Annotated in this window: 22 protein-coding genes; 4 read left to right on the forward strand and 18 right to left on the reverse strand. The window is 71.5% G+C overall.

What is annotated here, in order from left to right; translation table 11 throughout:
• From MF406_RS16330 to MF406_RS16360, 7 genes are all read right to left on the reverse strand, one after another.
• Nucleotides 1–1,125: a sugar-binding protein gene (locus MF406_RS16330; RefSeq protein ID WP_242895673.1), complete on the reverse strand. Its 1,125-nt coding sequence runs from the start codon at nt 1,123–1,125 to the stop codon at nt 1–3.
• 42 nt (nt 1,126–1,167) lie between these two features.
• Entirely contained in the window at nt 1,168–2,517 is a 1,350-nt protein-coding gene (gene mmsB / locus MF406_RS16335; protein WP_242895674.1) for a multiple monosaccharide ABC transporter permease, read from the reverse strand.
• Nucleotides 2,514–4,034: a multiple monosaccharide ABC transporter ATP-binding protein gene (gene mmsA / locus MF406_RS16340; RefSeq protein WP_305853003.1), complete on the reverse strand. Its 1,521-nt coding sequence runs from the start codon at nt 4,032–4,034 to the stop codon at nt 2,514–2,516. Before mmsA ends, mmsB begins: the two co-directional genes overlap by 4 nt.
• A 122-nt stretch (nt 4,035–4,156) precedes the next feature.
• On the reverse strand, nt 4,157–5,197 hold the full coding sequence (locus MF406_RS16345) for a LacI family DNA-binding transcriptional regulator (protein WP_242895676.1): 1,041 nt from the start codon (nt 5,195–5,197) through the stop codon (nt 4,157–4,159).
• A gap of 423 nt (nt 5,198–5,620) precedes the next feature.
• Nucleotides 5,621–5,719, reverse strand: coding sequence for a 30S ribosomal protein bS22 (locus MF406_RS16350; RefSeq protein ID WP_109274628.1), 99 nt, complete (start codon nt 5,717–5,719; stop codon nt 5,621–5,623).
• 261 nt (nt 5,720–5,980) lie between these two features.
• The gene (locus MF406_RS16355; RefSeq protein WP_242897847.1) at nt 5,981–6,199 is read right to left on the reverse strand and encodes a helix-turn-helix domain-containing protein; all 219 of its coding nucleotides are present in this window, start codon (nt 6,197–6,199) and stop codon (nt 5,981–5,983) included.
• A 163-nt stretch (nt 6,200–6,362) separates the two neighbouring features.
• Entirely contained in the window at nt 6,363–7,544 is a 1,182-nt protein-coding gene (locus MF406_RS16360) for an acetoin utilization protein AcuC (protein ID WP_242895677.1), read from the reverse strand.
• A gap of 76 nt (nt 7,545–7,620) precedes the next feature.
• Between MF406_RS16360 and MF406_RS16365 the strand changes: the two genes are divergently transcribed.
• Nucleotides 7,621–8,994, forward strand: a complete 1,374-nt coding sequence (locus tag MF406_RS16365; RefSeq protein WP_242895678.1) for a TrkH family potassium uptake protein — start codon at nt 7,621–7,623, stop codon at nt 8,992–8,994.
• Nucleotides 8,995–9,101: 107 nt separating this feature from the next.
• On the forward strand, nt 9,102–9,770 hold the full coding sequence (locus MF406_RS16370) for a TrkA family potassium uptake protein (RefSeq protein WP_242895679.1): 669 nt from the start codon (nt 9,102–9,104) through the stop codon (nt 9,768–9,770).
• Between the two features lie 106 nt (nt 9,771–9,876).
• Here MF406_RS16370 and xylB read toward each other — a convergent pair whose 3' ends face one another.
• Nucleotides 9,877–11,331, reverse strand: coding sequence for a xylulokinase (gene xylB, locus MF406_RS16375; protein ID WP_242895680.1), 1,455 nt, complete (start codon nt 11,329–11,331; stop codon nt 9,877–9,879).
• A 46-nt stretch (nt 11,332–11,377) separates the two neighbouring features.
• Nucleotides 11,378–12,559 (reverse strand): xylose isomerase, encoded by a 1,182-nt coding sequence (gene xylA, locus MF406_RS16380; protein ID WP_242895681.1) that lies wholly within the window; start codon nt 12,557–12,559, stop codon nt 11,378–11,380.
• A 66-nt stretch (nt 12,560–12,625) separates the two neighbouring features.
• On the opposite strand from xylA, the gene MF406_RS16385 reads away from it, so the two are divergent.
• Together MF406_RS16385 and MF406_RS16390 are read left to right on the forward strand one after the other, a co-directional pair.
• Complete coding sequence (locus MF406_RS16385; RefSeq protein WP_242895682.1) at nt 12,626–13,963, forward strand: ROK family protein; 1,338 nt, start codon at nt 12,626–12,628, stop codon at nt 13,961–13,963.
• A gap of 130 nt (nt 13,964–14,093) precedes the next feature.
• On the forward strand, nt 14,094–14,324 hold the full coding sequence (locus MF406_RS16390; protein WP_242895683.1) for a hypothetical protein: 231 nt from the start codon (nt 14,094–14,096) through the stop codon (nt 14,322–14,324).
• Nucleotides 14,325–14,589: 265 nt separating this feature from the next.
• Here the strand turns inward: MF406_RS16390 and MF406_RS16395 are convergent, their stop codons facing one another.
• From MF406_RS16395 to MF406_RS16435, 9 genes are all read right to left on the reverse strand, one after another.
• On the reverse strand, nt 14,590–15,579 hold the full coding sequence (locus MF406_RS16395; RefSeq protein WP_371744531.1) for a LacI family DNA-binding transcriptional regulator: 990 nt from the start codon (nt 15,577–15,579) through the stop codon (nt 14,590–14,592).
• Nucleotides 15,580–15,704: 125 nt separating this feature from the next.
• A complete protein-coding gene (locus MF406_RS16400) occupies nt 15,705–17,624 on the reverse strand; it encodes a glycoside hydrolase family 127 protein (protein ID WP_242895684.1) in 1,920 nt (639 codons plus the stop codon).
• A 7-nt stretch (nt 17,625–17,631) separates the two neighbouring features.
• Nucleotides 17,632–18,447 (reverse strand): carbohydrate ABC transporter permease, encoded by an 816-nt coding sequence (locus tag MF406_RS16405; protein WP_242895685.1) that lies wholly within the window; start codon nt 18,445–18,447, stop codon nt 17,632–17,634.
• A gap of 11 nt (nt 18,448–18,458) precedes the next feature.
• Entirely contained in the window at nt 18,459–19,394 is a 936-nt protein-coding gene (locus MF406_RS16410; protein WP_242895686.1) for a carbohydrate ABC transporter permease, read from the reverse strand.
• A 79-nt stretch (nt 19,395–19,473) separates the two neighbouring features.
• Nucleotides 19,474–20,784, reverse strand: coding sequence for a sugar ABC transporter substrate-binding protein (locus MF406_RS16415; protein WP_371744532.1), 1,311 nt, complete (start codon nt 20,782–20,784; stop codon nt 19,474–19,476).
• Between the two features lie 468 nt (nt 20,785–21,252).
• Nucleotides 21,253–21,564 (reverse strand): hypothetical protein, encoded by a 312-nt coding sequence (locus MF406_RS16420; RefSeq protein WP_242895688.1) that lies wholly within the window; start codon nt 21,562–21,564, stop codon nt 21,253–21,255.
• Complete coding sequence (locus tag MF406_RS16425; protein ID WP_242895689.1) at nt 21,561–22,616, reverse strand: Ig-like domain-containing protein; 1,056 nt, start codon at nt 22,614–22,616, stop codon at nt 21,561–21,563. Before MF406_RS16425 ends, MF406_RS16420 begins: the two co-directional genes overlap by 4 nt.
• 51 nt (nt 22,617–22,667) lie before the next feature.
• Nucleotides 22,668–23,933, reverse strand: a complete 1,266-nt coding sequence (locus tag MF406_RS16430; RefSeq protein WP_242895690.1) for a discoidin domain-containing protein — start codon at nt 23,931–23,933, stop codon at nt 22,668–22,670.
• Nucleotides 23,934–24,007: 74 nt separating this feature from the next.
• The gene (locus tag MF406_RS16435) at nt 24,008–25,165 is read right to left on the reverse strand and encodes an acyl-CoA dehydrogenase family protein (RefSeq protein WP_242895691.1); all 1,158 of its coding nucleotides are present in this window, start codon (nt 25,163–25,165) and stop codon (nt 24,008–24,010) included.
• Between the last annotated feature and the right edge of the window lie 25 nt (nt 25,166–25,190).

Below are 25,190 nucleotides of genomic sequence, written 5' to 3' on the forward strand. Positions count from 1 at the left end.
TTAGCTCGCGGCCTCGACGATCTCGAGGAGGTTCGGCACGTTGGCGTACGCCTCCGCTGCGTTCTCCTTGGTCACGATGACCGGGTCGAGCAGGTACGCCGGAACGACCTTCACACCGTTGTCGTACTGCTCGGTGTCGTTCACCTCGACCTCTTCACCCTGCTGGAGCTGCTCGATCATCTTGATGGTCTGCTCCACGAGGAGGGTGGTGTCCTTGTTGATCGTGGAGTACTGCTTGCCTTCCATGATCGACTTGACCGACTCGACCTCCGAGTCCTGACCGGTGACGACCGGGATGGGCTTGCCCGACGCCTCCACGGAGGCGATGACCGCACGAGCGAGGGTGTCGTTCGGTGAGAGGATGCCGTCGAGCACCTTGTCGCTGTAGCTGCTGGTGAGCAGCGAGTCCATGCGGCTCTGCGCGTTCTCGGCCTCCCAGCCCTGCGTCGCCGTCTGCTGGATCTGGGTCTGGCCAGAGGCGACGACGAGGGTGCCGTCGTCGATCTTCGGCTGCAGCACGTCCATCGCCCCGTTGAAGAACACCGCGGAGTTGGCGTCGTCGGGTGAGCCGGAGAACAGCTCGATGTTGTACGGCGGCTCGTGGCCAGCTCGCTCTGCGAGCCCGTCGAGCAGGGCCTGGCCCTGCAGCTGGCCGACCTGGAAGTTGTCGAACGCGACGTAGTAGTCGACGTTCTCGGTGTTCTCGATGAGGCGGTCGTAGGCGATGACCGTGACGCCCTGGTCGGCCGCCTGCTGAAGCTGGGTTCCGAGCTGCTTGCCATCCTTCGCTCCGATCACGACGACCTTTGCACCGTTCGTGATCATGGACGAGATCTGGTTCTGCTGCTCGGCGACGGTGTTGCTCGCCGGCGCGTACTGCACGTCTGGCTTGAACCCCGCCTCCTCCAGCCCCTCGGTGAACAGGTCCCCCGCCAGGACCCAGTTCTCACTGGTCTTGTCGGGCAGCGCGACGCCGATGGGCGCGCCGGCGTCGAAGCCCGCGGCGGGCTCCTCGCCACCGCCTGCGGCCGCCTCCCGACCGCCCGCCCTGTCGCCCGAGCAGCCGCCCAGCGCCAGGGCCGCGGCCGTGGCGGCGGCGGTCACCGCCAAAGCGATTCTCTTCATTGATCGATCACTTTCTCCTAGGTGCTGAGGCGCCGTCCCCGGTCACTTTCTGACCATGTCGCGGGGCTGCGACGACTCGTTGGTGCCGGACGTCGGAGCGACGGCCGGAGGTTCTTGCGGGCCGGTGGGCGGGCCGCCTCGCCGCTTGCGCGACCATAGGCCAAGGATCGACGGCCGACCCTGGGACTTGCTCCAGACATCCACTCCCACGGCCCCGAGCAGCACGAGACCCTTAATGATCTGGACCTGGTCGGCGCCGGCCCCGATGAGCTGGAGACCGTTGTTCAGGAACGCCATCACGAGGCCACCGATGATGGAGCCGATCACGGTGCCGATTCCGCCGGACACGGCGGCACCGCCGATGAAGACCGCGGCGATCGCGTCGAGCTCCCACCCGTTTCCGTCCTGCGGCCCGGACGCCGTCGCACGGGCGACGTAGATCATTCCGGCGAGGGCCGCGAGCACCGACATGTTCATCATCACGAAGAAGTCGACGCGGCGGTCCTTCACGCCGGAGAGCGTAGCCGCGAGACGGTTGCCGCCAACGGCATAGATGTGGCGTCCGAGCACCGTGCTCCGCGTGACGAAGGCGTAGATGACGACCAGCGCGACAAGGATGATCCCCGAGATCGGAAAGCTTGTGCCTGGACGTCCGGTCGCGAACAGCCACGCGGCTGCGAGGATCGCGGCACACAGCAGCACGACCTTGACGAGGCTGACCCATGCGGGCGCGAGGTCCGCTCCCATGCGCTTCTGCACCCGTCGGAGGTGGAGCTCGTTGTACACGATCCAGGCGGCCCCGAGCAGCCCGAGCACCATGGTGGGCACGTTGAACGGCACCGGGACAGGAAGCTCTGGCAGGTATCCGGCACCGATCGATCGGAACCCTTCGGGGACCGGGACGGTGGTCGACTGCCCGACGAACTGGTTCGCGCCTCGGAAGATCAGCATGCCCGCTAGCGTGACGATGAACGCCGGCACGCCGACGTAGGCGACCCAGAAACCTTGCCACGCGCCGATCAGCGCGCCGACGACGAGACCGAGCACGATGGCGAGCTGCCAGGGCAGGCCCCACTCGTCCATGGCTTTCGCCACGACGATGCCGGTGAACGCAGCCACCGAGCCCACCGAGAGGTCGATGTGCCCAGCGATGATCACCATCACCATCCCGATCGCGAGGATGAGGATGTAGGAGTACTGGTTGACGACGTTGATCAGGTTCCCGGGGGAGAGGGTCAGCCCGTTGGTCAGGACCTGGAACAGCAGGATGATGACGATCAGGCTGCCGACGATGCCGAACTGCCTCAGCGTGGACTGGCCGCCGCCGAACATCTTCTTGATGTCGGAGAGGCGGCCGCTCCCCCGCGCGGGCGCGTCTTGTGCGGTACTCATACCTGCACCTTCTTCTTCGCGGAGGTCATGCTGCGCATGAGAGTCTCCGGGGTGGCCTGGGATGCGGGGATGCAGTCAGTGATCTGCCCCTCGAACATTGTGTAGATCCGGTCTGCGATGCCGAGGAGCTCGGGCAGCTCGCTCGAGATGACGATGACGCCCTTTCCCTGGGCGGCGAGGCTCTGGATAATCGTGTAGATCTCGTACTTCGCCCCGACGTCGATGCCTCGGGTGGGCTCGTCAAGGATGAGCAGGTCGGGGTCCGTGAACATCCACTTGGCGAGCACGACCTTCTGCTGGTTGCCGCCCGAGAGCTTGGAGACTCCCGCCTCGACGCTCGGCGTCTTGATCCGCAGCTTCTTGCGATAGTCCTCGGCGATGCCGTGCTCGCGCGAGTCGTCGACGCGACCGAACGTCACGATCTTCGACAGCTTCGCCGAGACGATGGACCGCTTGATGCTGTCAAGCAGGTTCAGGCCGAGCTGCTTGCGGTCCTCGCTCACGTAGGCGAGGCCGTGGTCGATCGCCGACTGGACGTCTTTCAGCACGACCTCCTCGCCGTCCTTGACGATGGTGCCCGAGAGGTACGTGCCGTAGGAGCGGCCGAAGATGCTCATCGCGAGCTCCGTGCGGCCGGCGCCCATGAGTCCGGCGATGCCGACGATCTCACCGCGTCTGACGTTGAGGTTCGCCCCCTTGACCACGAGGCGCTCAGTCACCTGAGGATGCTGGATGGTCCAGTCCTTGACCTCGAAGAAGACCTCGCCGATACGGGGCGTCCGGTCGGGGTATCGGCTCTCGAGCGAGCGCCCCACCATGCCCCGGATTATCCGGTCTTCGTCGACGTCACCGCGACGGACGTCGAGGGTCTCGATCACGCGGCCGTCTCGCATGATGGTGATGGCGTCGGCGATCTGCTGGAGCTCGTTCAGCTTGTGCGAGATCATGATCGAGGCGATGCCACGCGCCTTGAGGCCCCGGATGAGGTCGAGCAGGTGCTGCGAGTCGTCCTCGTTGAGGGCGGCGGTGGGCTCGTCGAGGATCAGGAGCTTGACGTCCTTGTTGAGCGCCTTGGCGATCTCGACCAGCTGCTGCTTGCCCACCCCGATGTGCTTGATGAGGCGGTCCGGGTCTTCGTCGAGCCCGACCCGCGCGAGCAGGTCGACCGCCCGGGCACGGGCGGCGCGCCAGTCGATCCGCCCGCCGCGTTCGACCTCATTGCCGAGGAAGATGTTCTCGGTGATCGAGAGCTCGGGGATGAGCGCGAGCTCCTGGTGGATGATCGCTATGCCCGCCGCCTCGCTGGACCGGATGTCCTTGAACCGCACCGGCTCCCCGCGGAAGATGATCTCGCCGCGGTAGCTGCCGTACGGGTACACCCCGGAGAGGATCTTCATCAGGGTGGACTTGCCGGCTCCGTTCTCGCCGCAGATGGCGTGGATCTCGTCGGGCTCGACGGTGAGCGAGACGTCCGACAGGGCGACCACCCCGGGGAACTCCTTGGTGATCGACCTCATCTCCAGAATGGGTGCTGCCACCGCGTCACTCTCCCTTCGTCGCGAGACCCATGAGCAGGCGTGTGACCGTTCACATCTGGACCATCGTCCAACCGGGTCTGTGATCTGTCAACCTGCCCTCGTCAACCCGTTGCAGCGGCGCTCCGGCCCGACGCGGGACCGGTCGAGTCGCGTACCACGAGCTCCGGCACGATCGGTTCGGGGTCCAGCTGCGGGTCGCCGCGGGTCGCCGCCAGGAGCAGGGCCACAGCGCGCCGCCCGACCTCACGGAAGTCCTGGTGCATCGTGGTGAGCGGCGGCGCGACATGCGCCGCGAGCGGAATGTCGTCGAAGCCCACGACGCTGACCTCGCCGGGCACGTCCACTGCTTCGTCGCGCAGAGCGTGCATCAGTCCGATCGCCATATCGTCGCTCGCGGCGAAGACAGCCGTGAAGTCTCGGGTCCGCACCAGCTCCCGTCCCGCGAAGTACCCGAAGTCAGCCGACCAGTCGCCGAGGATCGGCGCATGCGTGCGCAGGTCTGCGTCCGACACCGCGTCAAGGAAGCCGCGCATCCGCGCCTCGGCCTCGATCCAGTCCTGCGGCCCGGCCAGATGGACGATGTCGCGGTGACCGAGCTTGATCAGGTACTCGGTGGCGAGGCGCGCCCCGGCGACCTGGTCGGGGGCGAGGCCCCGGTGCTCGGGGCCCCCGCCGGACTCCAGGCTGACGTACGGCACACCTAGCGCCATCCCGGCGAGCACATCGAAGACGCGCACCTGCCGCGCGATCACGATGAGGCCGTCCACCGATTGCTGCACCAGATGTTCGAGGGCGTCGGCGATCGCCTCTGATGTCTGCCCGCGGAGTTCCGCGGTGTTCACCGAGTATCCGGCTTCCCGGGCGGCAGCCTCGATGGCGGCGATCACCCGAGCTGGCCCAGACTCGGCCGGCGTTGCGGCCAGGACGCCGATCGTGTTCGACCGGCTGGTGACCAGGGCCCGCGCGGCCCGGTTCGGCCGGTACTGCAGCGCCTCGATCGCATCGAGAACTCGGCTCTTGGTCTCGTCGCGAATGCTGGGATGGTCGTTGAGGACCCGAGATACCGTCTGGTGAGAGACCTGCGCAAGGCGTGCGACATCGCGGATGCTGGGCGCTCGCCCCCGGTGCGGCTCCGGGCTCACTGAACTACCTGACGTCGATGTGCACGGTCACATCGATTATGCACGCGTCGGGCGGCCGGCCGGCACGAGCCCTCGATGTGACAGTCACATCAAGGAGCGGAACGGTCGACAAGGCACCGAACATCACCGATGGGTGGAGGCGTGGGTGACGGAGTCGTCGGTCGCGGCCCGGGGGTGGTCCTGGGCCGGGCCGTCGCTCATCGGTGCGGGGTGCGATGCGGCTGGAGCCGCCGAGTGGCACGCACCGAGATCTGGGCGGCGCCGAAACCACGCCGGCGCTTTCCGGGCCGATGGCTGGCAGCGCAGCGCGTCCACTCACCCGCTCGGCTCGTTGCGTGCCGCGGAACGACGCAGGCCCGGCCGGTCGGCCGGGCCTGGTGGTCACGTGCCCGTCGAGCGGGCGGTGTCACGTCTCGCTGCGCGTCACTTCTTGTTGCGACGCTGGTGGCGCGTGCGGCGCAGCAGCTTGCGGTGCTTCTTCTTGGACATGCGCTTGCGGCGCTTCTTGATGACGGAACCCATCGGGGACCTTCCAGGTGAGGATCACGGACGCCGGTCGCGGCCAGGCGTCCCGGAACGGGGCCGAGTCTACCGGTTCCGCGGTCCTCCCCCCACCGGCCGTGGCGGTGCCTGCCCCCGCGCCCGGGCTGCCGGGGGCCGTCGCGTCGGGCTGCCCGGCGTCGACGGCCCGGGCTCCCGAGCGCCGCCGGCGCGGGCGACTGGGCGCCGTCGGCGCGGGCGACTGGGCGCCGTCGGCCAGGATCCCCGAGAGCCGTCGCCCGGCTACCGGGCGCCGTCGGCGCGGTCCTGGTCCCAGTCCCCCAGGCCCTTGGCGATGATGTCCTCGACGGCGGCCTGCGGTACCCGGAACGACCGGCCCATCCGCACCGCCGGCAGGTCCCCGGCGTGCACCATCCGGTACACGGTCATCTTGGACAGCCGCATGAGCTCGGCGACCTCGGCGACGGTAAGGAACTTCGGCGCTCCCATCTGGTCGGCCATGTCCACCCGTTCTCGTCGTCGGCCGCGGCGGCGGCGCTGTTCCCAGGCAATATAGGGCCAAGGACGGTGCGGCGGAAACAGGGGCCGCCGCCGGGCTCCCGGTCGCGCCGGCCGCACCGGCCGCCCATCCCCGTCGCGCCGCGCGGCTGCCGGCCGCCCCGGGTCAGCTGGTGACCGGATCCAGCCCGTGCCAGGGGAAGACGGCCTGCCGGGTGGCCATGATGGCGCGGTCGACGGCGTCGTCGGGGTTGTAGCCAGCCGCGAACGGCACCAGGCGACCGTCCCGGCCGTCCGTCATCGTGGCCGGGGCGGTGACGTCGGCCAGGTCGTGCACCCGCCGGCGCCACTCCTCCGGCAGGGCGGTGCCCGGGTCCAGGGGGTGCCCCGCGACGACGGCGGCGAGGTGGCTCCACGCCCGCGGCACCACCCCCACCACCTCGTACCCCCCGCCCCCGGTGGCGAGCCAGCGGCCGTGGGCGTGCTGCTCGGCGAGGTCGGCCATCAGCAGCGCGGCAGCCCGCTGGGCGTCGACGGAGACGTCGAGCTCGGCGAGCGGGTCGGCGCCGTGGCAGTCGCAGCCGTGCTGGGTGACCAGCACGTCCGGGGCGTGCTCGCGCACGAGCGGCTCGGCTACCGCCTCCACCGCGCGCAGCCACCCGGCGTCCTGGGTGCCGGGCGGCAGCGCCACGTTGGCGGCGAAGCCGCGGGCCGTGGCCGGGCCGACGTCCTGGGCGTACCCGGTGCCCGGGAACAGCGAGCCGGGGTGCTGGTGCACCGAGAGGGTCAGCACCCGCGGGTCGTCCCAGAACGCGCGCTCGACGCCGTCGCCGTGGTGGGCGTCGAGGTCCACGTAGGCGACCCGGCCGGCGCCGTGGTCGAGCAGCCAGGCGATCGCGACGGCGACGTCGTTGTAGACGCAGAAGCCCGAGGCCCGCCGGGCCATGGCGTGGTGCATGCCGCCGGCCAGGCTCACCGCCCGCCGCGCGGTCCCGGTCCACACCGCCTCGGCGGCCGCCACGGTGGACCCGACGATCCGGGCCGAGGCGGTGTGCACCTGGCCGAAGACCGGGGTGTCGGCGTCGCCCAGGCCGAAGCCCACCGGCGCGGCGCCGTCGGCCTCGGCGGCCCGGACGGCGGCGACGTACTCCGCCTCGTGCACCCGGAGCAGCTCGCTGTCCGGCGCCACCGGGGCCGGGGCGACGACGAGACCGGGCCAGGCCAGGACGCCGAGGTCGGCGAGCAGGTCGTGGGTGAGCAGGAGCCGGACCGGCGCCATCGGGTGGCCGACGCCGAAGTCGTAGCTGACCAGGTCGTCGGACCAGACCAGCAGGGCGTCCGCGGGCATGCCTCACCGTAGCGGTCCCGCTGTGCCAAGGTTGGTCCGGCCCGGCAGACCGCCGGGCCGCGTCGCGGGGAGGAGGATGGCTGGGATGCCTGGCGTGCTCACCGCCGTCCGCAACTGGGTGGACCACATCGCCCGCACCTCCCCCGCCCGGCTCGCCCTGCTCGTCTTCGCCGCGATCATCGTCGTCGTCACCGCGCTGCTGTCGCTGCCCGCGGCCACCGTCTCCGGCGAGCGGGCCCCGTTCGTCGACGCCCTCTTCACCGCCACCTCCGCCGTCTGCGTGACCGGGCTGGTCACCGTGGACACGGCGACGTACTGGTCCGGCTTCGGCCAGGCGGTCATCGCCGTCGGTATCCAGGTGGGCGGGCTGGGCGTGATGACCCTCGCCTCCATCCTCGGCCTGGCCGTCTCCCGCCGGATCGGCCTGACCCAGCGGATGCTGACCGCCTCGGAGACCAAGACCGCCCGCCTGGGCGAGGTCGGCTCCCTCATCCGGGCCGTGGTCATCACCTCCCTGACCGTGGAGGCCGCGCTCACCCTGGTGCTCTTCCCCCGGTTCCTGTCCATCGTCGACGGCGCGCCGGCGGCGGCCTGGCACGCCCTGTTCATGGCGCTGAGCATCTTCAACAACGCCGGCTTCGTCATCCTCGAGGGCGGCCTGACCCCCTACGTCGGCGACTGGTGGCTGGGCCTGCCGATCGTCGTCGGGACGTTCGTGGGGGCCATCGGGTTCCCCGTCATCCTCAACGTCGCCGCCCGCTGGCGGACGCCGCGCCGGTGGAGCCTGCACGCCAAGCTCACCCTCGCCACCTCGGCGCTGCTCACCGTGGGCGCCACCCTGGCCATCGGCGCGGCGGAGTGGACCAACCCGGGCACGTTCGGCCCGCTGCGGCTGGACGAGAAGATCCTCGCCGCCCTGGTGCACGGCACCACGCCGCGCTCCTCGGGGCTGGCCACCGTCGACGTCGGGGAGATGCGCGAGGCGACGTGGTTCCTCGGGGACGCGCTGATGTTCGTCGGCGGCGGCAGCGCGTCGACGGCGGGCGGCATCAAGGTCACCTCCCTCGCCGTGCTGGTGCTCGCGATCGTGGCGGAGGCCCGCGGGGACCGGGACATCGAGGCCTTCGGCCGGCGCGTCGGGTCCTCCACGGTGCGGCTGGCGGTGTCGGTGGCGTTCATCGGCGCCACGCTGGTCGGGGTATCCACCCTCGTCCTGCTGATGATCACCGACCTGCACCTCGACGTCATCCTCTTCGAGGTCATCTCCGCCTTCGCCACCTGCGGGCTGAGCACCGGGATCACCCCGGACCTGCCCGACGCCGCCAAGTACGTCCTCGTCGGGCTGATGTACGCCGGCCGGACCGGCACCATGACGGTGGCCGCGGCGCTCGCGCTGCGGCACCGGCGGCGGGTGATCCGCATGCCCAACGAGCGGCCGATCATCGGCTGACCCCCCGGCGGCCAGGCGGCCCCGGTGGCCGGCAACCCCGGCGGCCAGGCAGCCCCCACCGCCCCCGCGAGCAGAACCGACCCGCACCGACCGGCGAAGGAGATCAGATGGCAGACAAGGACGGCTCCGAGGAGTCCGGGGTGCTCGTGATCGGGCTGGGCCGCTTCGGCGCCGCGCTCGCCGCGACCCTGGACCGGCTCGGCCGGGACGTCCTCGCCGTGGAGCAGGACCCGCACCTGGTCCAGCAGTGGTCCAGCCGGCTGCCGCTGGTCGAGGCCGACGCCACCAACCCCGAGGCGCTCGAGCAGCTCGGGGCGGCGGAGTTCCCGGTTGCCGTCGTCGGCGTCGGCACCTCGCTGGAGGCCTCGGTGCTCATCACCGGCAACCTGGTGGACCTGGGCATGCCGCAGATCTGGGCCAAGGCGGTCAGCGCCGAGCACGGCCGGATCCTGCGCCGCATCGGCGCCCACCACGTCGTCTACCCCGAGAACGACGCCGGCCAGCGGGTGGCGCACATGGTCTCCGGGCGCATGCTCGACTACATCGAGATGGAGGACGGCTTCGCCATCATCAAGATGCGCCCACCGCGGGAGGCCCAGGGGTTCACCATCGGCGAGTCCCGGATCCGGGAGAAGTACGGGGTGACGGTGCTGGGGGTCAAGCCGCCGGGCGAGCCGTTCGAGTACGCGACGGAGTCGACCAGGATCGGCGCCGACGACCTGCTCATCGTCTCCGGCGACTCCGGCCTGCTCGAGCGGTTCGCGCACCGGCCCTGAGGCCGGGGGCGGCGGCCCCGGCGACGGCGCTGCCGCGGCCGGCCGCGCTCCCCCGGCCCCGCGGCCGGCCGCCCGTGCGGCGCTCCCCGGCCTGCGCCGCACCTGCTCAGCCGCGCTCGGCCACCAGGTGGCGCCGCGCCGCGTACCGCTCCCGGACCTCCGGCGTCGGCGCCGCCTCCCAAGTGCGCACGGTCGAGATGCGCCACGCCGGCGGCTCGGCGGTCCCGGCGAGGACCCAGGCGGCCTGCCGGGCGGCGCCGTCGGCGACGTACTCCCCCGGCTCAGGCACCAGCACCGGGCGGCCGAGCACCGCCGGGGCGATCGCCCGGACCGCCCGGGAGCGCGCCCCTCCGCCGATCAGGTGCACCCGCTCGACCGGCACCCGCTGGGCGCGCAGCGCGTCGAGCCCGTCGGCCAGCCCGGACAGCATGCCCTCGACGGCGGCCCGGGCCACGTGCGCCGGGGTCATCGACGCCACGGACAGCCCGAGCAGCGAGCCGGTGGCCCGCGGCAGGTTCGGGGTGCGCTCGCCCTCGAGGTAGGGCACCAGGGTCAGGCCGTCGGCACCGGGCGGGGCGGCGAGCGCGAGGTCGCTCAGCGCCCGGTGGTCCACGCCGAGCAGGGCGGCCGCGGCGTCGAGCACCCGCGAGGCGTTGAGCGTGACGGCCAGCGGCAGGAAGGCGCCGGTGGCGTCGGCGAACCCGGCGACCAGGCCGCTCGGGTCCTGCACCGGCTCCGGCGCGACGGCCGAGACCACCCCGGAGGTCCCGACCGAGATCGCGACGTCCCCGCCGCGCATGCCCAGGCCCAGCGCGGCCGCGGCGTTGTCCCCGGCGCCGGGGCCGAGCACGAGGTGCCCGAGGCCCGCCGCGCCGTCCCCCCGGCCGGCCGGCTGGGCCGGGCCGAGCACCCGCGGGAGGACGACGTCGTCGGCGCCGCGGCGCAGCGCCCGGGCGAGCAGGTCGCGGCGGTACTGCCCGGCCGCCGGGTCGTAGTAACCGGTGCCGGAGGCCTCCGACCGGTCGGTGACCAGGTCCTCCAGGCCGGCGCCGCCGGCCAGCCGCCAGGTGAGCCAGTCGTGCGGGAGGGCGACGGCGGCCACCCGGGCGGCGTTGTCGGGCTCGTGGTCGGCGAGCCACCTCAGCTTGGTGGCGGTCAGGGACGCCACCGGCACCGTCCCGGTGGCCGCCGCCCAGGCGGCCGGCCCGTCGGCGGTCCCGGTGCCCAGGGCGCGGCCGAGCTCGGCGGTCAAGTCCGCAGCGGCGTCGGCGCTGCGGGTGTCGTTCCACAGCAGGGCTGGGCGGATCACCGCACCGTGGGCGTCGAGGGCGACCAGGCCGTGCTGCTGGCCGCCGACGGCGACCGCGGCGACGTCGTCGAGGCCGCCGGCCGCCGCGACCGCCACCTGGAGGGCGTCCCACCACGCGGCCGGGTCCACCTCGGTGCCCGGCGGGTGCGGGGCCTGGCCGAACCGGCGCAGCCGCCCGGTCTCGGCGTCGCGGACGACGACCTTGCAGGACTGGGTGGAGGAGTCGATCCCGGCGACCAGCGTCTGGCTCATGCGGTCCATGCTCCCCCGCCCGCCGTCCCCGACGTGCCTGCCCGGCTCATCCGACCAGGTGCGCCAGCGCCAGCTGGTTGAGCCGGACGAAGCCGTACTCGCGGGCGGCGGCGGCATCGGCGTCGAAGTCCTCGAACGCGGTGCGGTCGGCGAGCAGGTCGGCCACCGACTCCCCCGCCGCGAGGGTGGGCTCGGCCAGCTCGAGCACCCCGGCCGCCTCGAGGGCGGCCTGGACCTCGGGGTCGGCGCGGTAGGCCCGGGCCTTCTCGGCGAGCAGGAGGTAGGTCTCCATGTTGGCCGCGGCGGACTCCCACACCCCGGACAGGCCCTCGGTGCGGGAGGGCTTGTAGTCGAAGTGGCGCGGCCCGGTGTAGCGCGGCCCGCCGCCGGGGAACCCGTTCTCCAGCAGGTCCACGGTGAAGAAGGCGGACAGCAGGTCCCCGTGCCCGAAGACCAGGTCCTGGTCGAACTTGATGGACCGCTGCCCGTTGAGGTCGATGTGGAAGAGCTTGCCCGACCACAGCGCCTGCGCCAGGGCGTGGGTGTAGTTCAGGCCGGCCATCTGCTCGTGGCCGGTCTCGGGGTTCAGGCCGACGATGTCGCCGTTGTCGAGCTGGGCGATGAAGGCCAGGGCGTGGCCGACCGTGGGCAGCAGGATGTCCCCGCGGGGCTCGTTGGGCTTGGGCTCCAGGGCGATCCGCAGCCCGTAGCCCTGGTCCTTGACGTACCCGGCGACGGCGTCGATCCCCTCGCGGTAGCGGTCCAGGGCGGCGTTGACGTCCTTGGCGCCGTCGTACTCCGCGCCGTCGCGCCCGCCCCACATGACGAACGTCTGGGCGCCGAGCTCGGCGGCGAGGTCGACGTTGCGCAAGACCTTGCGCAGCGCGAAGCGGCGGACGCTCCGGTCGTTGGAGGTCAGCGCGCCGTCCTTGAACACCGGGTGGGAGAAGGTGTTCGTGGTGACCATCTCGATGGTGAGGCCGGCGTCTTCGGTCGCCTGCTTGAAGGTGCTGAGGATCTGCTCCCGGGTCGCGTCCGGGGAGCCGAAGGGGACGACGTCGTCGTCGTGGAAGGTCACGCCCCAGGCGCCGAGCTCGGCCAGCCGGGCGGCGTACTCCCAGGGGTCCAGGGCGGGCCGGGATGCCTCCCCGAACTGGTCCCGGCCGGTCCAGCCGACCGTCCAGAGGCCGAAGGAGAACCGGTCTTCGGGGGTGGGCTTGCGCGTCATGGCGCCTCCTCGTCGAGTTTTGTTGTTCCGATGAACTTAACCCCGCTGGGGCGCTAGGGTCAACAGGTGCCCGCGTCCTCCCCCGTCCCGCAGCGGCGCGCGAACGCTCCGGCGACGGCGGCCGGTGCCGTGCCGGCCGCCCCGGGTGCCGGCCGCCCACCGACAGCCGGTGCCGTCGGCGCCCGCCCGGCCCCGGCACGCCCCGCCCGGGTCCGCCCGGCCGGATCCAGCCCCGTCGGGCCGGGCCGCCAGGACAGCCTGCGGGCGCACAACCTCGCCGTGCTGACCACCGAACTCTTCGGCTCCGGCCGGCCCCTCTCCCGCGCGGACCTGGCTGGACGGACCGGCCTGACCCGCTCGACGGTCTCCCGGCTCGTCGAGGACCTGCTCGGGGCCGGGATCGTGGCCGAGCTGCCGGCCAGCGCCGGGCTCCGCGGCCGGCCGGCCGTCCCGCTCGCCCCGGCCGGCCGCACCTTCGCCGGGCTGGGCCTGGAGGTCAACGTCGACTACCTGGCCGTCCGCGTGCTCGACCTGCGCGGCGAGGTGCTCGCCGCCCGGACCGTCGGCCGCGACCTGGCGGGCTCGCCCGCCGCGGCGGTCCTGACCGACCTCGCCGGCCTCGCGACGGCGGCCCTGGCGGAGGCGGGCGCCGACCGGCTCGTCGGGTCCGTCCTGGCCGTCCCCGGCCTGGTCGGCCCGGACGGGCGCCGGCTGCTGCTGGCACCCAACCTCGGCTGGGCCGACCTCGAGCCGGCCCGGTTCCTCGCCCTGCCGGCCGACGTCGAGGTGGTCAACGAGGCGAAGCTGGCCGCCCTGGCGGCGGCGCACGCCGCGCCCGGCCGCCTGGCCGGGGCCCCGACCTTCTTCTACCTCTCCGCGCACGTCGGCATCGGCGCCGCGACGGTTCTCGACGGGCGGCTGGCCGACGGCCCGCGCGGCTGGGCCGGGGAGGTCGGGCACGTGGCGGTGGAGCCGGACGGGCCGCGGTGCCGGTGCGGGGCGCGCGGGTGCCTGGAGCAGTACGCGGGCAAGCAGGCGCTCCGCGCGGCTGCCGGCCTGCCCGCCACGGCCCCGCCGGCGGAGGTGCTCCGGCTCGCCGCGGAGCCGGGGTCCCCGGCCCGCGCGGCGCTGGACCGGGCGGGCTGGGCCCTCGGCGTCGTCCTGGCCGGGGTGGTCAACATCCTCGACGTCGAGGAGATCGTGCTCGGCGGGGAGCTGGCCCCGTTCCTGGACCACCTCCGCCCGGGCATCGAGGCCGAGCTCGGCCGGCGGGTGCTGGCCGCGCCGTGGTCGACGTTCATCGTCCGGGCCGACGGCGCGAGCGCCCCGGCGGCCACCGGTGGGGCCCTGCGGGCGCTGGCCCGGGTGGTGGCCGAGCCGGCGCGGTGGGTCGGGCCGCGCTAGCGACCTCGACGGCACGTTCTCGCCCGAGTGCTGCGTTCGCCGGGCACGCCTGTGGCCGGTATGGGTCCGGCGCCAGCGTGGTGCGCACGCGTGCTCGCGTTCCGGCAGCCCGTGCACCGGCCCTGACTACGTGGCGCGCTCGATCACCGTTCACGACGTGCCGGACGAGACCGGCGACGCGCTCGCTGCCCGAGCGGCACTGACCGGTCGTCTCAGGAGTATCTGCGCGCACCTGGTGGAGCTCGCGGACACCCCAGACCCGCAGGCCTGGCTGGCCGCGGTGCGAGCCCGCAAGGCCGCCACGCACAGCTCGCTCAGCGCGACCCGAGTGCTGGAGGATCGCGCAGCCGACCGGCCATGACCCTCCTCGCCTCCCGCGTCGAGCTCCTCCCAGACCGCCCGTGCGCCTCCCGGTGTGGGAGCTTCCACCGGCCCGTCGGCAGAGATGGAGCGGTTCGAGTCCCGCAACACAGTGTTCGTCGTTCCGTGCAGCGGAGTCTGGTCGCCAGGGAGACCCGACGCCTGAGCTAAGGTCACGGAGCGCCGAACTCCGGGAAGGAGGCAGCGGGGTACCGGATTCGATCCCGGGCGCCGGCAGGGCGGCGGCCTGCGCCTGCCTGCCCCGCTCAGCCGGTCAAGGTGTGGAAGCCCCGGGTCGACTCACGCGGCACAAGCTTGCACAGCGCCTTCTCGACACCCGGCGAGGGCCGGCCCTGGATGGCCGCGAAGAGGCGCGCTGCCGCGCGTCGCCCCACCTCCTCGAGGTTCATGTCGACGCTGGTGAGCTGGGGCCTCGAGTGCTCGACCATGACCCCCCAGTTGTCATGGCCCGTGACGGCGACGTCCTCGGGCACGCGCAGGTCGTGCTCCCGTAGGGTGTCGAGGACGCCCCGGGCGATCTGGTCGCTGCCGCAAATCACGGCGTCGAGGTCGGGGTGCTTGCCGAGGATCGTCTCCATGCCGTCCCGCCCCCAGGCCTCGTCCCAGGACCCGAAGAAGGCCTGGCCGTCGAGCGGTTCGACGCCGGCTGCCACCAGCGCGCCCATGGCGCCCCTGGCTCGTTCCCGCGCCGCCGAGTATGTCTCGTCCCCCGTGATGACCGCGATGCGGCGGCGGCCCCGGGAGAGCAGGTGCTCGGCGACGAGCACACCGGCCTGGACGTTGTCACTCACCTGAGACATGTCCTGCGGGTCCTCGGAGGGGGCGTACGCGTAGACGACCGGCACGGGGAGCCTCCCGAGCGATGGACGCACGTCCGGCCGGGCACCGACGATGATGAGGCCGTCGACGTTGCGCCCGAGCAGCGCCTGGACGTGGTAGCGCTCGCGGATCTTGTCCCCCCGGGCGTCGCACAGCAGCACCGACACCTCGCCGCTGCCCGCCTCGTCCTCCGCGCCGAGCAGGGTCGGGATGGAGAAACGCCCCTCGAGGTCGTGCGTGATGAGGCCGATCGCGCCGGACCGGCCCTTCTTCAACTGCTGGGCGAGCGCGTTCGGACGGAACGCGAGCTCCTCCGCCGCGGCCACCACCCGTTGACGCGTCTCCTCACGCACCTGCCGGCGGCCGTTGAGCGCCTTGGACGCCGTCGCGACCGAGACACCGGCGATCCGTGCCACGTCCGCGAGCGTCGGTCTGCGCACGGGGATGTTGTCTACCGCCACAGCACGATCCTCTCTGAGTCACTGCCCGGCGACCTCCGCCACGACCGCAGGGCGGTCGAGGCGGAGGTGGTGGGTATCGATCAGTCGCCCTGGGCGATCGGTAGCCAGATCCGCATCGTGCTGGGTCCACGGTTCCCCCACCGATGGTAGGGGGTGAGGCGGACGTCCTGCCCGTGGCGCTCCAGCTTTGCCGGCGCAGCACTGTAGGCAGAACCCGCATTCTCGGGCATCTCGACCGTCCACCCGGTCACGACAACGGTCCCGTCCTCCACGCGCAGCGGCGCGGTCGTGTCGACCTGCAGCGTGGCGACGTCGGCACCTCCGGGCTGGTCGACCGACTCCGCGCACATGACGAGCGGCCCGCGCTCGACCGCGACACAGCCGCGAACGGCATCGACGCGCGGGTCGGGGTAGGTCCATCGGCTCTCCATCGCGATGACGACCTCGATCACCGTCCCGGCGGCCATCACGCCCCGGTGCACGAACGCCGGGGCCTGCGCCGGTCGCGGACCCTCGCCGTCTCCGAGGTCCACCGTCGCTTCCGAGGCCCAGCCCGGGACCCGGACCGTGAGCTCCCACGCGTCCGCGGGCGCGTCCAGGACCTCGATCCGCACCCGGCCGTCATGCGGGTACTCGGTCGAGACCCGGATCGTCACGCTGCGACCGCCCGGCAGCTCCGTGCTCACGGTGCCGGGGACGAACTGGAGGAGCTGCAGGCCGTCCTCGGTGCGGGTCGCCACGTACGAGGCCAGCTGGGCGAAGGTGCGCGAGACGTTCGTCGGGCAGCAGGAGACCTCGAACCACGCGGCGCGGCCGGAACCGGAGGCTCGCGGGTGGATGCGGTCCTGCGGCAGCGGCGTCCCAGCCTCCCGCCGGTGGAGCGTGTTCGTGTAGAAGAACCCCTTGCCGTCCTCCGCGGGGCTCGTCGCCACCACGTTGTAGAGGCTGCGCTCGATGACGTCGGCATACCCCAGGTCGCCCTTGGCCAGGAGCAGGCGCCACGCCACCATCACCGACGCGATGCCGGCGCAGGTCTCGCAGTACGCCCGGTCCGGCGGCAGCTCATAGTCCTCGCCGAAGGCCTCGTCCTGGTGGTGGGAACCCATCCCACCGGTGATGTAGGTCCGGCGCGCCAGGGTCCGCGCGTACTGCTGCTCGACCGCGTCTACGAGGTCCGTGTCGCCCTCCTCGACGCCGACGTCCACGGCGGCCGCGGCGAGGTAGAGGGCCCGGACGGCGTGCCCGCGCAGCACCTCGGCGTCGCGGACAGGCACGTCGTCCTGGAAGTACGAGCGCCCGAACTCGATGTCGGCGAGGGTGCCGTGACCGCGCCGCTCGATGAAGAGCCGCGCCTGCTCGAGGTAGCGCTCCTCCCCGGTGGCCCGGTACAGCTCCACGAGGGCAACCTCGATCTCCGGGTGCCCGCACACCCGCTGCAACCCGTCCGCGCCGAAGGTCCGGCACACGTGGTCGGCGGCCCGCAGGGCGACCCGGACGAGCGGGTCCTCCATCCCGAACCCGGTGCGCAGCCGAGCGACCGCGGCCTGGACGAGGTGGCCGACGTTGTACAGCTCGTGGCCCCACTCGAAGTCCGTGTAGCGCTCGTCCTGACCCGGGTTGTCGAAGCGGGTGTTGAGGTACCCGTCGGGCTGCTGGCACGCGGCGATGCGGGCGACGACGTCGTCGAGGGTCGCCTGCAGCGACTCATCGCCGGTCCGCCCGATCTCCCACGCCATGGCCTCGAGCAGCTTGTACACGTCCGAGTCCGCAAACTCCCGTCCCTGCCGCTCCTTGGCGACCCGCCCGGCGAGCAGGGCGTCGAAGTTGTTGAGCCAGCCCGCCTGCGTCTCCCAGTGGAGGCAGTGCGGGATCATCGTGTCGCCGTTGAGGGCCTGCCGCTGCCCCCAGAACCCGTCGGTGATCGTCACGCTGTCGATCCCCAGCGGCGTGAGCGCGGTCGGCACGGTGGGCAGCACCGGGGCCGCCGTCGTCTGTGTCATGAGTCCATCAACCCTTAACTGCACCTGATGTGAATCCCTTGATGTAGTACTTCTGCAGCGAGAGGAAGAGCACCACCGCCGGAATAGCAAGAACCACGACCCCGGCCGTCGTCAGGCCGTAGTCGATTACGCCCATCACCTGCTGGCGCATGTTGACCATGGCCAGCGGGAGCGGAGCGTTGTCCGCTCCGAGCAGGTAGAGCGGAACCATGAAGTCGTTCCACGCGATGAGGAACACGAACAGGCCGACCGTCACGAGTGGCGCCCGCACGGCGGGGATCATGATCCGCCAGAACGCACGGAAGGTGCCGCAGCCGTCGAGCAGCGCGGCCTCCTCGAGCTCGCGCGGAACCGCCTCGAAGGCGTTACGCATCATAAAGGTGGAGAAGGGCAGCTGGAACAGGGCGAGCACGAGCCCGACACCGACGAGGCTGTTCTGCAGCCCGATCTCCCCCAGCCAGACGGACAGCGGGATGAGGAGCGCGGCGTACGGGACCATGAGGATCGCCAGCACCGACATGAACACGATGTTCTTCCCGCGGAAGGAGAACCGCGCGAAGCCGTACCCGCCGGTGGTCGCGACCACGAGGGCCGTGCCCACCGCCACGACCGAGATGATCAGGGAGTTGCGCAGGTACGTCCACAGTCCTTCGCCGTAGCCGACGAGCGCCGCGTAGTTGCCCAGGCCGTAGCCGTCGGCCTGCGACGTGGCCGGGTTGGGTGACACAGAGTTCACCACTGCCCAGGCGATGGGCAGGAGGAAGGTCAGGGCGAGAAGCCCGGTGAGTACGTAGTATACGACGCGCCTGGAGGTAGTGGTCATGATCGCCTTCCTCAGTCCTTGTCGCGCCCGCGCAGCGCGCGCAGCTGGAACAGGTTGACGACGACGAGCGCGACGAGGACGAGCACCGACAGCGCCGCTGCCATGCCGAGGTCCTTCTTCGTCTCGAAGGCGTACTTGTAGATGAGCAGGACGATGGTCATCGTCTCGTTGTTCGGCCCACCCTTGGTCAGGATGTAGAACTGGTCGAAGGCCAGCAGCGAGCCCGTGATCGACAGGATCATCGTCATCGCAATGGTGGGCCGCAGGAGCGGCAGGGTGATCTTGCGCAGCTGGGTGACCTTGCTCGCGCCGTCGAGGCTCGCGGCCTCGTATATGTCGCCCGGGATCGCCTGCAGGCCGACCATCGTGAGGATCATGTAGTACCCGGCGAACCGCCACACGACGAGGACGACGGTGGCCCACAGCGCCCCGTTCGCGGTGCCGAGGATCGATTCCCTGACGTCCATGAGACCGAGCTGGTCGAGGATCGGGTTGAGCGGTCCGACCTGGGGCGAGTAGAGCGCATAGAAGAGCAGCGACGACGAGGCGATGCCGAGCGCGGACGGCACGAGGATCGCGGTCCGCAGCACGTTGTTCCACCGGCGCGCCTCCTGCACGAGGAGAGCGAGGAGGAACGCGATCGGCATGAGGATCAGCGTCGTCAGCAGGGTGTAGCGGAGGGTGAAGCTCACCGACTGCCCGAGCAGGGGGTCGGCGAGGACGTTGGTGAAGTTGTCGGGGAAGTTGCTCCCGCGGTTGCCGCCCATGAGGCTCCAGTCGGAGCCGGACATGAACGCGACGAGTCCGATCGGGACGATGAAGAGTCCGACGACGAGGATCGCCGTCGGCGCGACGAAGGCCCACCCGCGCAGGGCGTCCTTGCGGCCTCGTGGTGACGGCGTGCGGACGGCGCGACGCACCGCGGTCGCAGCGACTTCAGCAGCCATGATGCCTTCCTGGGTGGCGGGGAGGGACGGCGCTGCCGGCCGGGGCTGGTGCTGCTGCGCCCCCGGCCGGCAGCGGCGACTACTGGGCGAGGATCGCGTTGATGGCGTCGTTGTGGGCCTCGATCGTGCTCGCGTCACCCCACACCGCATCCTGGATGAGGAGCTGCCAGGGGCTGCCCGCGGCGTTGAACGCCTCGTTGAAGTTGACGGCCACCGGGGTGCGGCCGTCGGCGACCGTGGCGTTGGCGATCGCGGTGCGCGGGTCGGCGTCCGCGTAGCCCTCGGCGAGGACCGTGAGGTTGGCCGCCGTGTCGTTGTTGTCGGCGAAGACCGTCTGCTGGGCCTCGTCGGACATGAGCCAGGCCATGAAGTTCCAAGCCTGCGCGGCGTTCTCGGAGCTGCGGGAGATGCCGATCGCGTCACCGCCGAGGAACGTCGAGCCGCCGCCGTCCACACCCGGGATCGGCGCGACGCCGACCTCGAAGGGACCGTCCTCGAACATCCCCGTCACCGCGGTGAAGGGGTAAGGCATGACGCCGATGTTGCCCTCCTGGAAGGGGGCGGTCCACGTCGCACCGGTCTCGTCGCGCGAGCCCGCACCGAGGCCGTTGTCGATCTCGGCGAGCTGGCGGTAGGCGCTGTAGACCGCCGTCGCCTCGTCGCTCGCCATCATCGCCTCCGTGCCGTCGGCGCTCAGCGGCTCGCCGCCGCTGGCCCAGATGCTCGGGAGCAGCTTGAAGACCAGGGCGCCGCCGGACTGTCCCGCGAGGTAGCTGCCCGCGACACCCTCCTGGTCGAGCGCGGCCACGGCGGTCGCGTGCTCGACGAACTCGTCGAGGGTCTGCGGTCCCTGCTCCGGGTCGAGGCCGGCCTGCTCGTACAAGTCTTTGTTCCAGACCATGACGGAGATGTCGGTGACGAACGGCAGGGTGTGCTTTCCGCCCTCGATGGTGCCGGCGTCGATGTGGCCCTGCTGGAGGTCGTCGAGGTTGGCGAGCGAGTCGATCTGCTCGGTGATGTCGAGGAAGATGCCCTCGTTGGTCCAGTAGGGGATGCGGACGACGTCGCCGGCGAGGATGTCGGGCAGGGTGTCGGTCTGCGCAGCGGCTCCGACCTTGCCCTCGACGTCGTCGTTCGGGAGGATCTCGAGCTCGACCTGGTTCTCGTGCGTGGCGTTGTACGCCTCGACCGCGTTGATGGCCTGGCGCTCCAGGGGGGCGCGTGTCCACATCGTCAGCGTGGTGCCGTCGTCGGTGCCCTCGGCGGGGATGGAAACGGCATCGCCGCCCGCCTCGCCCTCGTCGTCGCTGCCGCACGCGGTGAGGCCCGCGAGAAGTAGACCCCCGGCCAGAACTGCTGCGCCGGTGCGGAAACTGTGGTGTCTAGCCATGTTCATTCCTTCTCGAGTCGTCGTTGAAATCGAAGTGCGCTGACAACGTGCCCGGCCGCCGGAAGTTGTCAGAACGACAGGACCGGCAAGCGCGACCTCCTCACGAGGCCGAAACGTACCGAAATCGTTATCCGGAACCATAGCCAGCCGTAGGGACCTGCGTCAAGTCTCGCGTGTCGTACGTTGCGGACGGGTCGCCGACGGTGCCCGATGCTGGCCGGTACCGAAGTGGATTTCGGCCCTGCCCAGAGGTGAGTCCGGCTGCTCCGGTGGTCCCGCAGCAGCCCCCGTGTCGTCGAGGGCGTTCGTCCCGTCAGACCGTCGACGGACTCCCACGCCTGTCAGCAGCTCGGCGCGACTCTCCCCAATGAGCTCAGGGTCCTGGCGGTCCGCTCTCCACAGTCTGTAACCCGGTTGCCCCGTGAGCCACGAGGGGCTATGGGGCAACCGGGTCAGACGTGACGCGTCTCAGGCCTGGTGCTGCCGACACCGGGCGAGCAGCACGAGCATGACGCCGGCGACGCCCAGGACGAGTGCCACCAGCAGCGGTGCCGTGCTCGCACCGGTGCCCGCCAGGTCACCCTCCGCCCCGGGGGCTGACTCGTCCACGACTTCCGGGTCCACGACCGCCGCGTCCTCGTCGGAGCCGCTCTCCGGCTCCGTGGTCGGGTCCGTCGGGTCGGTCGGCGGGTCCGTCAGGTCCGTCGGGTCCGTCGGTTCACTCGGGTCGGTCGGCGGGTCAGTCGGGTCCGTCAGGTCCTCCCCCGCGACGACCGTCACGGTGGCACCGCGGCGGTCGTCCCTGCCTCCTCGACGGTGCCGTCCACCGTGGAGGTGCCCGACTCGGCGTAGCTCGGCGGCTCCACCGGTGACCAGGTGACCGGCAGCATCTCCCGCGAGCCGTCGTTGTACTGGACGACGACGGTCGCCGGCAGCTGGGGCGCCACCCCGGCCCGGGTCGTCACCTCGACCGGGTCGATGGTGTTGATCTGACCGGGCGGGGTCGCCCGGACCCACACCGTGACCTGCGGGACCAGTGGCGTGCCGTCCGCGATACCGGTGACCGTGAAGGATCCGTCGGCCGCCACCTGGTCCTCCGTGATCGCCGGCCACGTGACGCCGACCGTGCCTCGGCTCCCGTCGGCGTACACCGCGGCGACCTCCGTGGGCAGCTCCGGGACGACACTGACGTCGGTGCGCACGTGCAACTCCTCGAGCGACTCCGGCGCGTCGGCGAAGACCTCCCACTCGGCGACACCCACGGCGGAGTACCGACCGCTGCCCTCCGACGCGTGGAACGTCGCCCGGAGCTGGTCGGTGGAGACCGCGCCGAAGGACACCTCGTTCTTTCCCTCGGCACTCGTGCCGTACTCGCCGACACCAGGCAGCTCGGCCCACTCGCCGGTAGCGAGGTCGCGGTACTCCAGTACCCACGAGTCGGGCACCACCACCCCGTTGCCCGAGCCTTGGGGGCTGTCGAACCAGAACATCATCGTCGCGCTCGAGACGCGCTGCGGGGTGTCCCAGCTGTACTGCAGCCAGCGGGTGGCCGGCGCGTTCCCGCTCCAGGTGCCCCACACCTCGGTCTGCGCACCGCCGCTGTTGCGCCCCTCACCGTTGTTCACGGCGTTGACGTCGTTCCAGCTGGCCGTGAAGGACGCGCTCGGGGTTGCTATGGGCGCGACGTTCGCCGTGCCCGTCGCGGGTGCGCGTCCATCGACGACGACCTCGGCCGAGCTCTCCAGCTCGCCGTCGGAGGCCGTGAGCCGCAGCCGGTACTCACCGTCGGCGCCGAACCGGACCACGGTGGTCGCCGAGGACGGGTCGTCCAAGAGCGGGGAGCGCCCTCGGGTGCCGAGACGACCGTCCACTCGGAGGTGAGTTCACCATCGGGCAGTCCGTCGTCGAGCACGGTGCCGATGAGGCGTGCGGAACTGGGACGACGATAGTCGGGGTCGACGACCGCCCGCACGCTCGGCGCCTAGTTGCTGACCTCCGGTGCCTCGGCACCGGTGTGGCGGACCTGGACCTCCTTGATCCCCGTACGGAAGCCTGGCGCGTGGGTCACGGTGACTCGCAGCTGACTCGTCGAGACCCTCCGGGAACTGCACGAGGTTGTAGTTGCCGCGCGGGTAGACCGGCGTCTTGGCCTGGCCGGGCCCGGCTCGCCACTCCGAGCCGTCGTGATACTCCACGGAGTACATCGACGGCGCGGCGTAGCCCGGGCGCGTCCCGGCAAGCCGCCCACCCTGCGGGTTGTCCGACGAGGACGTCCGATAGAAGTACAGCCGTACCTCGTCCACGGCCTGGGCGTCACCGAGGTCGATGGTCAGGGAATCCTCGGCGTTGGGCGAGCCCAGCGTGCCCCAGAAGGGCTCGTTGATGGTGGTGCCGTTGACCGCGGCCTCGGGGCTGCTGTAGGAGGCGTTCTGGGTGTAGGTCGCCGTGACGTCGGCCCCCTCGGCGAGGTTCGGGACGTTCGTGGTGCCCGTGGTGATGCCCTGGCCTGCCTTGGCGAAGATGTCGACGACTCGGTCCTCGTCGTCGAAACGGACCTCCTCGGGTGCCTGGACGTCGAGCGCCGTGGAGTACACCTCGGTGACGCCGTCGCCGGTTTCCTCGACCTCTCCGGTCGCGGGGTCGAAGACGACGCGGCCGAGCGAGTCGACCGTGAGGGCCAGGTCCCCGTCGAGGAAGACCGAGTACCCCTCGGGGACGCCCTCCCCGTAGGGCCGCTCCCCGTCGCCGGGCTCGTCCCACACGACCGTGAGGTCGCGGTCGCGGTACCGGATGTTGTCGGCCGTGAAGTACGGCCAGTCGATGTCGATCGGGTCGAGCTCGATCTTCGCGTCGGAGCGGGGGCGCAGGCCCATCGCGTCCTCGATCATCGTGAAGTTCGTCGTCACGAGGATCGTGTGGTGGATCCACGAGCGGTAGCCGATGCCCTGCTCGTCGCCCCACTCGGTGTTCGCGGTCGCGGTATTCCAAAACTCGTTCTGGTCCGGCAGGCGGTTGTCACCGTCGATGTAGTGGGCCCACGCGTTCCAATACAGGAGCTTCTTGTAGTAGTCGGCCCCGACGTGCTCGTTCGGCACCATGACGACGGTCTCGGTACCCTCTCTGACCACGTTTGCCTTGCCGAGGGGCACGAGTGCTCGCCTTCGCGCGCCACGTCGATCGACCACCGAGCCTTAGGGATACACGGCAGCCCATGATGACCGACTCAGCCCGCTGGCACCGGGCCGAGCAGGGCGTTGGCCCAGGCTCCGTGCACGGACTCGTCGTCGCTGGGGTGGAAGAGCCCGGCGAGGACGTCGCGGTACAGACGGGAGAGCTCGGCGCGGTTGAAGTAGGCGGAGCCGCCGGAGACCCGGATCGCCTTCTCCACCACCCGCAGGGCCGTCTCGGTGGCACGAGACTTCACGGCCGAGAGCTGCGGCAGCCACAGCGCCCCCCGGTCCGCGCCGGCGTCCACGTCCCGGGCGATCGCGTCGACCTGCGGGTAGATGCCGTCCAGCTCGATGGCGGCGTCGGCCAGCCGCCAGCGGATGTCCGGGTCGTGGGCGTAGGGCGCGCCGGCGTTCTTCATCGACCTCCGGGACTGCACGGTCGCGACGGCGACGTCGAGGGCGCGCTGGGCCACGCCGGTGTAGACCGCGGCCAGCAGGATCTCGAAGTTGGCGAAGATGCCGAAGATGAAGGGGTCCGTGGTCGGGCCGGGCGGGATGCGGCGCACGATCCGGTCGGCCGGCGCATGGGCGCCGTCGAGCACGGTGGTGCACGACTGGGAGGCCCGCATGCCGAGCGCGTCCCAGTCGTCCTTGACCTGCACCCCGCCGCCGTCGCGGCGGATGAAGCCCCAGACGTTGTGCGGCCCGTCCGTACCGGTGCTGTCGGTGCCGAAGGTGCCCATCCGGGTCCAGGCCGGGGACAGCGAGGTGAAGATCTTGGTGCCGGAGAAGGAGTACCCGCCGGCGCCGTCGGGCCGCGCCTCGCTGCCCGAGCCGAAGAGGACCAGGTCGTTGCCGGCCTCGGAGACCCCGAAGGCGAAGAGCTCGCCGGCGGCCGCCTCGGTCAGGACGAAGTCGGTGGAGTGGTCCCCGGCGGCGAGCACGGTCCGGGCGACGCCGACCCACACGTGGTGCATGTTGACGGCGAGGGCGGTGGCGGGGGCGGCGCCGGCCAGGCGCATCTGCTCCCGCGCCATCTCGGCCAGGCTCAGGCCCGCGCCGCCGAAGGACTCCGGGACGAAGGCGGTGAGGTACCCGGCGTCGACGAGGTCGGCCAGGTCCTCGGTGAAGAACTCGTTGGCGGCGTCGTAGCCGGCGGCCCGGGACCGGATGCGGTTCAAGAGGTCGTCGGTGAGGACCTGACGAGGCATGGGGGCTCCTTCCAGTTGCACGCCG

Source organism: Georgenia sp. TF02-10, assembly GCF_022759505.1.
GTDB lineage: Bacteria > Actinomycetota > Actinomycetes > Actinomycetales > Actinomycetaceae > TF02-10.

Excerpts from the sequence above, each read along its gene's own strand:
- MF406_RS16330 (WP_242895673.1), bottom strand. The coding sequence starts at position 1,125 with ATGAAGAGAATCGCTTTGGCGGTGACCGCCGCCGCCACGGCCGCGGCC.
- mmsB (WP_242895674.1), bottom strand. The coding sequence starts at position 2,517 with ATGAGTACCGCACAAGACGCGCCCGCGCGGGGGAGCGGCCGCCTCTCC.
- mmsA (WP_305853003.1), bottom strand. The coding sequence starts at position 4,034 with ATGAGGTCGATCACCAAGGAGTTCCCCGGGGTGGTCGCCCTGTCGGAC.
- MF406_RS16350 (WP_109274628.1), bottom strand. The coding sequence starts at position 5,719 with ATGGGTTCCGTCATCAAGAAGCGCCGCAAGCGCATGTCCAAGAAGAAG.
- MF406_RS16355 (WP_242897847.1), bottom strand. The coding sequence starts at position 6,199 with ATGGCCGACCAGATGGGAGCGCCGAAGTTCCTTACCGTCGCCGAGGTC.
- MF406_RS16360 (WP_242895677.1), bottom strand. The coding sequence starts at position 7,544 with ATGCCCGCGGACGCCCTGCTGGTCTGGTCCGACGACCTGGTCAGCTAC.
- MF406_RS16365 (WP_242895678.1), top strand. The coding sequence starts at position 7,621 with ATGGCTGGGATGCCTGGCGTGCTCACCGCCGTCCGCAACTGGGTGGAC.
- MF406_RS16370 (WP_242895679.1), top strand. The coding sequence starts at position 9,102 with ATGGCAGACAAGGACGGCTCCGAGGAGTCCGGGGTGCTCGTGATCGGG.
- xylB (WP_242895680.1), bottom strand. The coding sequence starts at position 11,331 with ATGAGCCAGACGCTGGTCGCCGGGATCGACTCCTCCACCCAGTCCTGC.
- xylA (WP_242895681.1), bottom strand. The coding sequence starts at position 12,559 with ATGACGCGCAAGCCCACCCCCGAAGACCGGTTCTCCTTCGGCCTCTGG.
- MF406_RS16400 (WP_242895684.1), bottom strand. The coding sequence starts at position 17,624 with ATGACACAGACGACGGCGGCCCCGGTGCTGCCCACCGTGCCGACCGCG.
- MF406_RS16405 (WP_242895685.1), bottom strand. The coding sequence starts at position 18,447 with ATGACCACTACCTCCAGGCGCGTCGTATACTACGTACTCACCGGGCTT.
- MF406_RS16410 (WP_242895686.1), bottom strand. The coding sequence starts at position 19,394 with ATGGCTGCTGAAGTCGCTGCGACCGCGGTGCGTCGCGCCGTCCGCACG.
- MF406_RS16415 (WP_371744532.1), bottom strand. The coding sequence starts at position 20,784 with ATGGCTAGACACCACAGTTTCCGCACCGGCGCAGCAGTTCTGGCCGGG.
- MF406_RS16435 (WP_242895691.1), bottom strand. The coding sequence starts at position 25,165 with ATGCCTCGTCAGGTCCTCACCGACGACCTCTTGAACCGCATCCGGTCC.